Below are 12342 nucleotides of genomic sequence, written 5' to 3' on the forward strand. Positions count from 1 at the left end.
GAACAGTGCCTAGGCGGAGTCCAACGGATTGGTCCCCGGCCCCACGACTGCGATCCGGGTCACGTCGAGGCGCAGCCGGACCCGCTGTCCGGGCAGGGGTGCCGACGTACCCGACGCGGCGACGGCATCGAGCACCCCCAGTTCGTCCACGGCCACCGTCAACCGCATCTGCTCGGGGCTCAGGGTGGCCGTGAGCACCGTCCCCGCCAGGGGTCCCCGGTCGGCGACCTCGAGAGCGGAACGGCGCAGTGCCACCGCCTCGGCGGGAGCGAGTCCCGCGGCCACCGTCACGGTGTGGGCGGCCGCGTCGGTCAGCACCGCCGCATAGCCGAGGAACCTGGCGGTCTCCGCGTCGGCGGGGTGCTGCCAGACGTCGCTGACCGTCCCCGACTGCACGAGGCGACCTTGGTGCAGCACGGCCATCCGGTCGGCGATCGCGAAGGCCTCCTCGTGGTCGTGGGTGACCAGCAGCGCGGTCGTCCCGGCCGCGGTCAGGATGGCGCGCAGGTCCACGGCGAGCCGTTCGCGCAGGCTCTTGTCGAGCGCCGACAGGGGCTCGTCGAGCAGGAGCAGCCGAGGCTCGACCGCCAGCGCCCGGGCCAGGGCGACCCGCTGACGCTCACCGCCCGACAGCGTCCCCGGGCTGCGGTCGGCGTACCCCCCCAGGCCGACGAGCTCGAGCAGCTCGGCGACCCGAGCACCGATGTCGCCTCGACTGCGACGGCGCAGGCGCAGCGGGTAGCCGACGTTCGAGCCGACGCTCTGGTGCTCGAAGAGCTGACCGTCCTGGAACATCAGGGCGAAGCCCCGCCGGTGGGTCGGTACGCCGGCCAGGTCCCCGCCGTCGAACGAGATCGAGCCGGCGGTCAGCGGCTCCAGGCCGGCGACGGCGCGCAGCAGGGTGGACTTGCCGCACCCCGAGGGTCCGAGCACGGCCAGGACCTGGCCGGTGGGCAGGTCGAGGCTCACCCGGTCGACGGCGAGCAGGTCGCCGTACCGCACCGAGGCCTCCGTGATCTGCAGCATCGTCAGAAGGCTCCCACGGAGCGCACCCGAAGGCGCTCGACGGCGAACATCACGACAGCGGTGGTGAGGGCGAGGACGACCGAGGCGGCCAGGGCCATGCCGTAGTTCTGCGGGCCCGGGTGGCCCAGCAGTCGGTAGATCACGATCGGCAGCGTCGGGTGGTCCTCGCGCGCCAGGAAGCTGGTGGCGCCGAACTCTCCGAGCGAGGTGGCGAACGCGAACCCGGCCGCGGCGAGCAGCGGCTTCCACACGACCGGCAGGTCGACGGTGAGCACCGCCCGCCAGGGAGGGGCGCCCAAGGACGCCGCGGCCTGGCGCTGGCGGTCGTCGACCCCGGAGAGCACCGGTGCGATGGTGCGCACCACCAGCGGGAGCGCAACCAGCGCCTGGGCGATGGGCACCAGCAACGGGGAGTCGCGCAGCTCGAGCGGCGGGCGGTCCAAGGTGATCAGGAAGCCGAAGCCCAACGTCACCGCGGACACCCCGAGCGGCAGCATGAAGAAACCGTCGAGGCCGGCGCGAACCCGGCGCTCGGCGGCCGAGTGCGACCGCCGGGTCACCACCAGCGAGACCAGCATCCCGAGCAGCAACGACATCCAGGTCGCATCGAGGGCGATGCGCAGCGAGTTCACGAGCGCATCGGTGACCGGCACAAGGATGGCGTCGCGCTGGCCGGTCGTCGACAGCGCGGTGTAGTTGCCCCAGGACCATTCGCCGTCCACGGTCAACGAGCCTGCCAGCAGCGTGCCGAGAGGCAGGGCCACGAGTGCCAGGACCAGCCCCACCACGGCCAGGGCCGGCAGGTCCCCGCGACGCGGGCGCCGGGCGCGGGGTTGGGACCGGGCCACGACGACGTCGCGCCGCGCCCGATGGGCCACGACCAGGAGCCCGGTGACCGTGAGCAGTTGCAGCAAGGAGAGCGCCGCTGCGGCGCGCAGGTCGAGGAGCTGGGTGGTCAGCAGGTAGATCTCGGTCTCGATCGTCGAGTAGCGCAGCCCCCCCAGCGTCAGCACGACTCCGAAGGCGGTCGCGCAGAACAGGAACACCACCGTTGCGGCCGACACGATCGCCGGGCGAAGCATCGGCAACGTCACCCCGCACAGCACCCGCAGCGGCGAGGCGCCCAGCGCGGCAGCGGCCTCGGCGGGGCGCGGATCCAATCCTTCCCAGGCGGTGCCCACGGCGCGGATGACCACGGCGACGTTGAAGAACACCAGAGCGGCGATGATGGCTGACGCGGAACCGTCGAGGTTGAGACGGCCGAGCGGGCCGCCCTCCGAGATGAGCTGGCGGAAGGCGACCCCGACGACGACGGTCGGCAGCACGAAGGGGACCAGCAGCAGCGAGCGAAGGACCCGCACCCCGGGGAATCGGAGCCGGTGCAGGACGAAGGCGGCGGGCATCCCCAGGAGCAACGTGAGGACGGTGGCCAGCGTGGCCGACCAGAGGGTGAACCACATGACCCGGTGCACGCGAGGACGCGCCAGCACCTCGAGGACCCCACCCAGGTCGAGGTGCCCGTCGGGCCACAGCCCCCTGGCCAGCATGCCGCTCACCGGCAGAACGAAGAAGACGGCCAGCACCAGCACCGGCCCCAGGGCGAGACCGACGATCGTGCCCCAGCGTGCGAGTCTCACCGCGAGGTGATGTCGGACCACTCGGTCAGCCAGGTGTCCCGATTGGCCTCGATGTCTTCGGGCGCGACGTCCAGGGTGCTGGTCGGCTGCACCGCGAACTTCGCCCAGTCCGGCGGGAGGTCGATCCCGTCACGGACCGGGAAGACGTACATGCTCCTGGGCAGCGCCGCCTGCACCTCCGGGCTGAGCAGGAACTCGAGAACGGCCTCGGCGCCGGGCTCGTTGCGGGCCCCGTCGAGCACCCCGGCGTACTCCACCTGGCGCGTGCAGGTCTCGAGCAGCGCGGCCGTGGTGGACGTGCCGGTGGTCTTGTCGATCGTGAAGGCCGGCGAGGAGTCGTAGGACAGCACGATCGGGCGGGTCGCATCGGCGCCGCCACCTGCGGTGAAGTCCACGTAGTAGGCATCCTCCCAGCCCTTGGTGAGCTTGGCACCGTTGGCCATGAGGTCGCTCCAGTAGTCCTGCCAGCCGTCGCCCTTGGCAGCGATCGTGGCCAGCAGGAAGGCGAAGCCCGGCGAGCTGGTCGGCGCCCCGGCGGTGACGAAGAGGTCGCGGTACGCCGGGTCGGTGAGGTCGTCGAGGGTCTTCGGCGGCGCCAGGTCATGCTCGGCGAACCAGGTCGTGTCGACGTTGACGCAGACGTCCCCGGTGTCGATCGGCGCCAGCATGCGCGCGCCGTCGCCCGGGAGCGTGTAGTCCTCCGCGCCGGCTGGCAGGCTCACCGCGTACGGCGCGAAGACGTCCTCGGCCAGGGCCCGGCCGGCGAAGGCGTTGTCGATGCCGAAGGCGACGTCACCGGTCGGGGAGTCCTGGGTGAGCACCAGCTTCGTCGTCAGCTCCCCGGCGTCCCCGCTGGCCCGGACGACGAGGTGGTAGCCGGTGTCGGCCTCCCACTGCTGGACGAGCTTCTTGGGCAGGCTGAACGAGTCGTGCGCGACCAGCACCACGTCGGTGATGGTGCCGTCCGCCTCCGGGGAGGGCGAGTCGTCCCCCTCCCCGATGGCCGAACAGGCCGACAGGCTGGTCGTGGTGAGCAGCACGAGTGCTGCCAACGCAGGCAGGACCTTCATCGGTGACTCCCTTCGCCGGTGCTAACCGGAGCAGGTTCGTAGGGTCTGCGGCGGTTCCGCACTCTCAGCGCCTGGGCGCTCCCCTGTCTCGACCTCCTACGTTACCGCGCGCCCGGGCAGCCCCTACCGTTGCGTCCATGCCCTCTGCCCTGCACGAGCTCCTCGCCAACCTGATCCCCCGCATCCGGGCCGTGAGCGAGATCGAGACGGTGGAGGCGGAACGGGCCAAGCTGGCGGCGAAGAACAGCGGTCGCCAGGAGTTCGGGGAGGCACACGAGCTGCCGACCCGGGTGGTGCCGTTCTTCCACCGCCGCTTCGTCGTGTCCCAGACCCGGGTCGGCGCCTTCGGTGCCCACGTCATCAGTCGCCGCGGCCGGGCACCGCGGCGTACGGTCTTCCTGGTCCACGGCGGAGGTTTCACCGGACCGATCGACCCCTTCCACGTGCGGTACGCCGCACGGCTGGCCCGGGGGCTCGACGCGCGGGTGGTGATCCCCGACTACCCGCTCGCGCCCGAGCACACGTGGCGCGATTCGTACGACGCGCTGGTGGCCTCGGCCGGTGCCTGGGCGGCCGCCGGGCCGATGATCCTGGCCGGCGACTCGGCCGGGGGCGGGCTGGCCCTTGCGGTGGCGTTGGCACTGCGCGACGCAGGTGGCGCACAGCCCACGTCGCTGCTGCTGATCTCCCCCTGGGTGGACCTGACCACGAGCACGCCGGAGACTGCTGAGTTCAGCGCCCGGGATCCGTGGCTGAGGCTGACCAAGATCCACGCCTGGGCGCTGTTCTGGGCCGGGCACGAGCAGGACCTGGGTCGTCCCGAGGTCAGCCCGGGACTCGCCGACCTCAGCGGTCTGCCGCGGGCCCTGATGTTCTGCGGGACCCGGGACTCCCTCGCCCCCGGATGCCGGTTGCTGGCGCGGCGCGCGGCGCAGGCCGGGTGGGATCTCACCTACGTCGAGGAGCCTGGTCTGATCCATGTCTACCCGATGCTGCCCTTCCTCCCCGAGGCCCGCAGGGCGTTCCGGCAGACCCTGGCGTTCCTGGGCTGATCAGCTCCGGAGTGGCGGATTTTAGTAGGGCGTCATAGTATTTAGTAGGACGTCCTACTAAACCTACTCCAAGGGGTACCAGGTGACCGACCTCCACCAGCCCACGCATCCGGTGCGACTCGTGACCGCCTCCAGCCTCTTCGACGGGCACGACGCGTCCATCAACATCATGCGACGGATCCTCCAGTCGCAGGGCGCCGAGGTGATCCACCTGGGCCACAACCGCTCCGTGCAGGAGGTCGTCGACGCCGCCCTCGAGGAGGACGTCCAAGGCGTGGCGGTGTCGTCCTACCAGGGCGGACACATCGAGTACTTCGAATACCTCGTCGAGTCGCTGCGCGCGCAGGGCGCCGACCACATCCAGGTCGTCGGCGGTGGCGGCGGCGTGATCGTGGCCGACGAGATCGCCCGGCTGCGACAGAGCGGCGTGACCATCTTCTCCCCCGAGGACGGGCAGCGGATGGGACTGGTCGCGATGATCAACTCCGTCGTGGCCGCCTGCGACTTCGACCTCTGGCAGGGCAAGCAGGTCGCCGCCGAGCAGGTGCTCAGCGGTGACCGCTTCGCGATCGCCCGTGCCATCACCGGCGCCGAGCAGGGACAGCTGCCCGCCGACGTGCTCGACCAGCTCCGGAGCGCCGCCACCCGCCACGCCGTACCCGTTCTCGGGATCACCGGCACCGGCGGCTCGGGCAAGTCCTCGCTCACCGACGAACTGGTACGCCGCTTCCGGGTCGACCAGCAGGACAAGCTCCGCATCGCCGTGCTCGCCGTCGACCCCACCCGGCGCCGCGGCGGCGGGGCGCTGCTCGGCGACCGGATCCGGATGAACTCCCTCGATGGTGACCGGATCTTCTTCCGCTCCCTCGCCACCCGCGGCGCCCGGGAGACCCCCGAGCACCTGTCCGAGGTCATCGATGTCGTCAAGGCAGCCGGGTTCGACCTGGTCATCGTCGAGACACCCGGCATCGGGCAGGGCGACGCCGCGATCGTGCCGTTCGTCGACACCTCGATGTACGTGATGACCCCGGAGTTCGGGGCCGCCTCGCAGCTGGAGAAGATCGACATGCTCGACTTCGCCGACGTCGTGGCGATCAACAAGTTCGAGCGCCGCGGCGCCAAGGACGCGCTGCGCGACGTCGGGCGCCAGATGGTCCGCAACCGCGAGGCCTTCGGGAAGAAGCCGGAGGACATGCCCGTGTTCGGCACCTCCGCGGCCACCTTCAACGACGACGGCGTGACGGCGCTCTACCAGCACCTGCGCGGCGTGCTCGCAGGAGTCGGGCTCGCCGTCGCGGACGGCACCCTGCCGCAGGTCGACGTGAAGTTCTCCTCCGGCATCCGCCAGGTGGTCCCGGTCGACCGCGTCCGCTACCTGGCCGAGGTCACCGAGACCGTCCGCGGCTACCACGCCCAGACCGAGCGACTGGCCGAGGCCGCCCGCCGGGTCCAGCGACTCGACCTGGTGCAGGGCGAGCTCGTCGCCGCCGACCAGGACACCGACGGCGTCGAGCAGCTCCTGGAGTCGGCCCGTCGCGACCTGCTGCCCGAGATCGCCGACCAGATCTCCGCCTGGCCCGACGTCGTGGCGTCGTACTCCGGCGACGAACAGACCGTCGTGGTGCGCGGCAAGGAGATCCACACCAAGCTGACCCGCGAGTCCCTCTCGGGCAACAAGATCCCCCGGGTCTCGCTGCCGCGCTACGCCGACCATGGCGAGCTGGTGCGCTTCTGGCGCCGGGAGAACCTCCCGGGCTACTTCCCCTACACCGCGGGGGTGTTCGTGTTCAAACGCGACGGCGAGGACCCCGCACGGATGTTCGCCGGCGAGGGCGACCCGTTCCGCACCAACCGGCGCTTCAAGCTGCTCTCGGCCGACGGTGACGCCAAGCGACTCTCGACCGCCTTCGACTCCGTGACGCTCTACGGCCGCGACCCCGACCCGCGCCCGGACGTCTACGGCAAGGTCGGCACCTCCGGAGTCTCGGTCGCGACGCTGGAGGACATGAAGGCGCTCTACGACGGTTTCGACCTGGTCTCGCCCAGCACGTCGGTGTCGATGACCATCAACGGCCCGGCCCCCACCGTGCTCGCCTTCTTCCTCAACACCGTGATCGACCAGCAGGTCGAGGCTTTCGTGGACCGGGAGGGCCGTCAGCCCAGCCCCGCGGAGCACGACGAGCTGGCGGCCTATGCGCTGGCCAACGTGCGCGGCACCGTGCAGGCCGATATCCTCAAGGAGGACCAGGGCCAGAACACCTGCCTGTTCTCCACCGAGTTCTCGCTGCGCATGATGGCCGACATCGCCGAGTGGTTCATCGAGCACCAGGTCCGCAACTTCTACTCCGTCTCGATCTCCGGCTACCACATCGCCGAGGCCGGGGCGAACCCCATCAGCCAGCTCGCCTTCACGCTGGCCAACGGGTTCACCTACGTCGAGGCCTACCTGGCCCGCGGCATGGACATCGACGACTTCGCCCCGAACCTGTCGTTCTTCTTCTCCAACGGCATGGATCCCGAGTACTCCGTCATCGGCCGCGTCGCCCGACGGATCTGGGCGGTCGCGATGCGGGACAAGTACGGCGCCAGTGAGCGCTCGCAGAAGCTGAAGTACCACGTGCAGACCAGCGGGCGGTCCCTGCACGCGCAGGAGATGGACTTCAACGACATCCGCACCACCCTGCAGGCGCTGATCGCGATCTATGACAACGCCAACAGCCTGCACACCAACGCCTACGACGAGGCAGTGACCACCCCCGGCGAGGAGTCGGTACGCCGGGCTCTCGCGATCCAGATGATCATCAACCGCGAGTGGGGCCTGGCCATGAACGAGAACCCGCTCCAGGGTTCGTTCATCATCGACGAGCTGACCGACCTGGTGGAAGCCGCCGTACTCGCCGAGTTCGATGCCATCAACGAGCGCGGCGGGGTCCTCGGCGCCATGGAGACCGGCTACCAGCGCGGCCGGATCCAGGACGAGTCGATGCTCTACGAACACCGCAAGCACGACGGCTCGCTGCCGATCATCGGCGTCAACACGTTCCGCAAGCCCGACGACCACGGCGGCACGCCCGCCCATGTCGAGCTGGCCCGCGCCACCGAGGAGGAGAAGGAGTCGCAGCTCAGCCGGGTCCACGCCTTCCAGGACGCCCACACCGCCGAGTCGGCCGCGGCCATCGAGCGGCTCAAGGCAGCAGCCATCGGCGGCGAGAACGTCTTCGCGGTCCTGATGGACGCAGCAAGGGTCTGCTCCCTGGGTCAGGTCACCGAGGCGTTCTTCGAGGTCGGCGGGCAGTACCGGCGCAACGTGTGAGCATCCATCGGGTCGTCTCCCTGGTGCCCTCGATCACCGAGGCCCTGGCTCTGACGCGGCCGGATGCGCTCGTCGGGGCGACGGACTGGTGCACGCACCCGGCCGATCTCGACGTGGTCCGGGTCCGAGGCACGAAGAACCCCGACCTCGCAGCCATCCGGGCCCTCGCCCCCGACATCGTGATCGCCAACAAGGAGGAGAACCGCGAGCTCGACGTACGCCGGCTCCGCGACGGGGGCGTCCGGGTCTGGGTCAGCGAGATCGAGACGGTCCCCCAGGCCATCGCGGCCTACGAGGAGCTCTTCGACGACGTCCTGGGTTGGCCGCGCCCCGACTGGCTCGACGACGCCCGCGACCTCTGGTGCGGACCGCTGCCCGCTGTGTCGGCCAGGGTCGCGATCCCGATCTGGCGCGACCCCTGGATGGTCGTGGGCCGATCCACCTTCACCGGTGATCTGGCCCGGCGGCTGGGCTGGGACAACGTCTTCGCGGCCCACGAGGGCCGCTACCCGCACGCCACTGCCGAGGAGATCGACTCATGCGGCGCCGAGGTCATCCTGCTCCCCGACGAGCCCTACCTGTTCACAGCCGAGGACGGGCCGGAGGCCTTCTCACACACGACGACCCGGCTCGTGAGCGGGCGCCTGCTGACCTGGTACGGCCCGTCGCTGATCGCGGCGCATGCGTCGCTGGACCGTGAGGGCCACTGATGGAGCCGCCTGTCGGAATCGAACCGACGACCTTCTCATTACGAGTGAGACGCTCTACCGACTGAGCTAAGGCGGCGCGTGCCATGAGTGACGGCACGAGGAGAGAGTGTAGGGCCACCGGGCTGCCCGAGCGAAAACGGGCCTAGGCCGCTGGGCAGTCCACGTCGGCTGCCGGCACGGTGCCGTCGACCAGGTAGTCCTCCACCACGGCGTCGACGCAGGCGTTGTCGGCGTGGTAGCCCGTGTGGCCGTCACCGTCGCGCGTCACCAGGATCGCCGAGGACAGCTGGCGGGCCATCGCCTGCGCCCATCGCAGGGGCGTGGCCGGGTCCCGGGTGGTGCCGATGACCAGCAACGGCGCGGCCCCCTCGGCGGAGGTGTGGGGTGCCTTCACGCTCGACCTGGCCACGGCCCCGGAGCAGGTGGCCAAGGAGTAGGCGAACACCGCGCCGAAGGTCGGGGACGCCTTCTGGAAGGCGGCGAGCTGGCCGGGGACCTTCGCCAGCGGCACGAAGCTCGGGTCGTCGAGGCAGTTGATCGCGTAGTTGGCCTCGATGGTGTTGCTGAGGTAGCCCTTCGGGCCGCGCGAGGCGTAGGCATCGGCCAGCAGCAGCAGCGCACTGCCGTCCCCGTCGAAGGCCTGGCGCAGCGACAGGCTCAGGAGGTTCCAGTACTGCCGGTCGTAGAGGGGGGTGATCAGGCCGTAGTAGGCACTGCCGCCGGTGAGGACACGCTCGCCGTTGGTGGGCAGCGGCGTCTGCTCCACGGCCGCGAGGAACTGCCGGATGCGGTCGAGGCCCGCCTCCACGCTGTCGCCCAGGAAGCAGTTGCCGGAGTCGACGCAGTTGGCGACGTACGCCGTCAGCGCCGTCTCGAAGCCGGTCGCCTGTTGCAGGCCCAATGCCCGGGCGCCGATCGAGAGGTCGATGGCACCGTCCAGGACCATCCGCCCGACATTGCCCGGGAAGAGTTGCGCGTAGGTGGCGCCGAGCTTCGTGCCGTAGGACGCGCCGAAGTAGTCGAGCTTCGGCTGATCGAGCACCGCCCGCAGGACGTCCATGTCCCGAGCGGCCTCGACGGTGGTCACGTGTGAGGCCAACGCCCCCGACTTCGCGACGCAGCCGGCACCGAGCTCGCTCAGCTGACGCTGGAACTCGGCATCCTCGCGCGCCGTGTCAGGATCGGGATCGGTGGCCAGGTAGGTGTCGAGATCCCCATCGCTCAGGCAGTCGATCGCCGCGCTGTCGCCGACCCCGCGCGGATCGAACCCGACGATGTCGTAGTGCTGCAGGAGGGCCTCGCCGAACGTGGTGGCCGCCCCCGCGGCGTAGGTCGTGCCCTGACCACCCGGGCCGCCAGGGTTGACCACCAGGGACCCCACCGTGAGCTCCGGTTGTCGCGCGGGGACCCGGAGCAGCGCCAGGTCGATGCTGTCGCCGGCTGGCCGGGCGTAGTCCAGCGGCACCTCCAGGGTGGCGCACTCGTTGTCCTCGTTGCCGTCACACGGCTGCCAGTCGACCTGCTGGTCGTAGAACCGCGCCAGCGCCGGCGGCGGGTCCGGCATCGGGTCCGCAGCGCCTGAGGGTGAGGGCGTGTGCGGCTCGGGCTGCGCGTCGAGGGGATCGTCCTCACCGGTCAACGCGAGCGCACTGAAGCCGGCCAGGGACAGGAACAGGACCAGCACCACCAGCGCGACCATGGCACGTCTCACCGAGCGCTCCTCTCGAGCTGAAGTCCCACCATCATGGACTCCAGTGCCAAAGCGACCGGGACGTTGTAGTCGAGCATCTGCTCGCGCGCCTGGAAGATCCGCTCGATCCTGATCAGGTGCTCCTCCGGGGTCGAGACCCGGGCGAGCTCGGCGATCTCGCCACGCATCTCCTCGTTGACGAGCTCACCGGGGGCCCCGGCACGCAGGGCGATCGCATCGCGGTAGACCGAGACCAGGTCCATGAGGCTGCGGTCCACCACGTCGAGCACCTGACGCTTGGCCCGGGTCTTCTGGGCCTTGTCCAGCGCGGCGAGCGCCGGTGCGTACTCCCGGGGCCGGCGACCACGCTCGACCACCCCGTAGGAGGCGTCGAGGTCGGCCTTCTCGCGGACGTCGTACTCGCTGGTGATCGCGTCGGCCTCCTCCTTCGCGACCTCGGCAAGGTTGGCGGCGGCATTCATGCAGGCCCCCAGCCCGGTCAGCCGCGAGGGCAGCGACACCACTTCGCGGCGACGATTGCGGGTGGCCTCGTCGAGGGCAAGCGCTCGGGCCCTGCCGATGTGTCCCTGGCTCGCCCGAGCGGCGTACGCCGCCAGCGAGGGCGTCACGTCGGCGGTGCGGACCAGGAAGTCGGCGACGTCACGCGTGGTCGGCGTGGTCAGCGTCACCAACCGGCAGCGGGACCGGATCGTCGGCAGGACGTCCTCGACCGACGGGGCACACAGCATCCACACGGTGTGTGGGGTGGGCTCCTCGATCGCCTTGAGCAGCGCGTTGAACGCCTGGTCGGTCAGGCGGTCGGCATCCTCCACGATGAGCACCTGCCAGCGACGCCCGACCGGTCGCAGCGAGGCGCTGCGGACCAGGTGGCGGACCTCGTCGACGCCGATCGAGAGCTTCTGGGTGCGCACCACGTTGACGTCGGCGTGGGAGCCCGCCGCGACCGTGACGCACTCGTGGCACTCGCCGCAGCCCTGCTGCTCGCACTGCAGGGCGCCGGCGAACGCGATGGCAGCGTTGGAGCGCCCCGAACCCGGCGGACCGGTGAACAGCCAGGCGTGGGTCATGCCCCGGCCGCTCGCGGCCTGGCTCAGCGCATGCACGACGGGGCGCTGCCCGACCAGGCGGTCCCAGACCGTCATGTCCGCACCGCCTGCGCCAGGAGGCCGGCGATCGCCTCGCGCACCACGGTGGCGATCTCGTCGACCGGCAGCCGGGCATCCAGCACCAGGTAGTGGTCGGGGTCGGCGGCGGCAAGGGCCAGGAAGGCGGCCCGGACGCGCAGGTGGAACTCCAGCGACTCCCCCTCGATGCGGTCCCGGGTCTCGAACCGGCCCAGCCCGTGGTGCGGCTCGAGATCGAGCAGGACGGTCAGGTGGGGCCGCAGGTCGCCGGTGGCCCAGCGCGCCACCCGCTCGAGCCCGTCGTCGACCAGGTCCATCCCCCGGCCGGCTCCCTGGTAGGCCAGGGTCGAGTCGACATAGCGGTCGGTGATCACCACGGCTCCCCGAGCCAGGGCCGGCAGGACCAGGGTCTCCACGTGTTCGGCCTTGTCGGCGGCGTAGAGCAGCGCCTCCGTGCGGTCGGCCAGCGCACCCGTCGCCGGGTCCAGCACGATCTCGCGAACCCGGCGCCCGACCGTGGTGTCACCCGGCTCGAAGGTGAGGACCACCGCGTAGCCCTGTGACTCCAACCACTGCCTCAGCAGGCTCGACTGCGTCGACTTGCCAGCCCCTTCGCCGCCCTCGAAGCAGACGAAGACGCCCGTGGAGGAATGGACGCCGGGCTCAGTGTGCACGCGACGAACCTACGAGGTCCCTCCG

The 12342-nt window shown here is 70.7% G+C and carries 9 protein-coding genes, 1 tRNA gene and 1 riboswitch; of the genes, 3 read left to right on the forward strand and 7 right to left on the reverse strand.

The features are described from left to right. Nucleotides 1–9 precede the first annotated feature (9 nt). From AB7I40_RS05950 to AB7I40_RS05960, 3 genes are all read right to left on the reverse strand, one after another. Nucleotides 10–1026 (reverse strand): ABC transporter ATP-binding protein, encoded by a 1017-nt coding sequence (locus AB7I40_RS05950; RefSeq protein WP_428344126.1) that lies wholly within the window; start codon nucleotides 1024–1026, stop codon nucleotides 10–12. A 2-nt stretch (nucleotides 1027–1028) separates the two neighbouring features. Then, nucleotides 1029–2663: an ABC transporter permease gene (locus tag AB7I40_RS05955; RefSeq protein WP_428344127.1), complete on the reverse strand. Its 1635-nt coding sequence runs from the start codon at nucleotides 2661–2663 to the stop codon at nucleotides 1029–1031. Continuing rightward, complete coding sequence (locus AB7I40_RS05960) at nucleotides 2660–3733, reverse strand: thiamine ABC transporter substrate-binding protein (protein WP_428344128.1); 1074 nt, start codon at nucleotides 3731–3733, stop codon at nucleotides 2660–2662. Before AB7I40_RS05960 ends, AB7I40_RS05955 begins: the two co-directional genes overlap by 4 nt. Continuing rightward, a riboswitch (TPP riboswitch) is annotated at nucleotides 3724–3828 on the reverse strand. (Overlaps the previous gene by 10 nt.) A gap of 42 nt (nucleotides 3829–3870) precedes the next feature. Between AB7I40_RS05960 and AB7I40_RS05965 the strand changes: the two genes are divergently transcribed. The 3 genes from AB7I40_RS05965 (at nucleotide 3871) to AB7I40_RS05975 (ending at nucleotide 8808) form a co-directional block, all read left to right on the forward strand. Then, nucleotides 3871–4785, forward strand: a complete 915-nt coding sequence (locus AB7I40_RS05965; RefSeq protein WP_428344129.1) for an alpha/beta hydrolase — start codon at nucleotides 3871–3873, stop codon at nucleotides 4783–4785. Between the two features lie 82 nt (nucleotides 4786–4867). Beyond that, complete coding sequence (icmF, locus tag AB7I40_RS05970) at nucleotides 4868–8098, forward strand: fused isobutyryl-CoA mutase/GTPase IcmF (RefSeq protein ID WP_428344130.1); 3231 nt, start codon at nucleotides 4868–4870, stop codon at nucleotides 8096–8098. Then, nucleotides 8095–8808 carry a helical backbone metal receptor gene (locus AB7I40_RS05975; RefSeq protein WP_428344131.1) on the forward strand — a complete coding sequence of 238 codons (714 nt, stop codon included), beginning with the start codon at nucleotides 8095–8097 and terminating at the stop codon, nucleotides 8806–8808. Before icmF ends, AB7I40_RS05975 begins: the two co-directional genes overlap by 4 nt. Here AB7I40_RS05975 and AB7I40_RS05980 read toward each other — a convergent pair. The 4 genes from AB7I40_RS05980 to tmk all read right to left on the reverse strand — a co-directional run bounded on the left by AB7I40_RS05980 (nucleotide 8809) and on the right by tmk (nucleotide 12317). Then, a tRNA-Thr gene (locus AB7I40_RS05980) sits at nucleotides 8809–8884 on the reverse strand. Between the two features lie 66 nt (nucleotides 8885–8950). Then, nucleotides 8951–10519 (reverse strand): alpha/beta hydrolase, encoded by a 1569-nt coding sequence (locus tag AB7I40_RS05985; protein WP_428344132.1) that lies wholly within the window; start codon nucleotides 10517–10519, stop codon nucleotides 8951–8953. Beyond that, nucleotides 10516–11661, reverse strand: a complete 1146-nt coding sequence (locus AB7I40_RS05990; RefSeq protein ID WP_428344133.1) for a DNA polymerase III subunit delta' — start codon at nucleotides 11659–11661, stop codon at nucleotides 10516–10518. Before AB7I40_RS05990 ends, AB7I40_RS05985 begins: the two co-directional genes overlap by 4 nt. Continuing rightward, a complete protein-coding gene (gene tmk / locus AB7I40_RS05995) occupies nucleotides 11658–12317 on the reverse strand; it encodes a dTMP kinase (protein WP_428344134.1) in 660 nt (219 codons plus the stop codon). Before tmk ends, AB7I40_RS05990 begins: the two co-directional genes overlap by 4 nt. Nucleotides 12318–12342 lie beyond the last annotated feature (25 nt).

Origin of the sequence: Nocardioides sp. (genome assembly GCF_050246775.1) — a bacterium.
GTDB lineage: Bacteria > Actinomycetota > Actinomycetes > Propionibacteriales > Nocardioidaceae > Nocardioides.

Excerpts from the sequence above, each read along its gene's own strand:
- AB7I40_RS05950 (WP_428344126.1), bottom strand. The coding sequence starts at position 1,026 with ATGCTGCAGATCACGGAGGCCTCGGTGCGGTACGGCGACCTGCTCGCC.
- AB7I40_RS05960 (WP_428344128.1), bottom strand. The coding sequence starts at position 3,733 with ATGAAGGTCCTGCCTGCGTTGGCAGCACTCGTGCTGCTCACCACGACC.
- AB7I40_RS05965 (WP_428344129.1), top strand. The coding sequence starts at position 3,871 with ATGCCCTCTGCCCTGCACGAGCTCCTCGCCAACCTGATCCCCCGCATC.
- AB7I40_RS05990 (WP_428344133.1), bottom strand. The coding sequence starts at position 11,661 with ATGACGGTCTGGGACCGCCTGGTCGGGCAGCGCCCCGTCGTGCATGCG.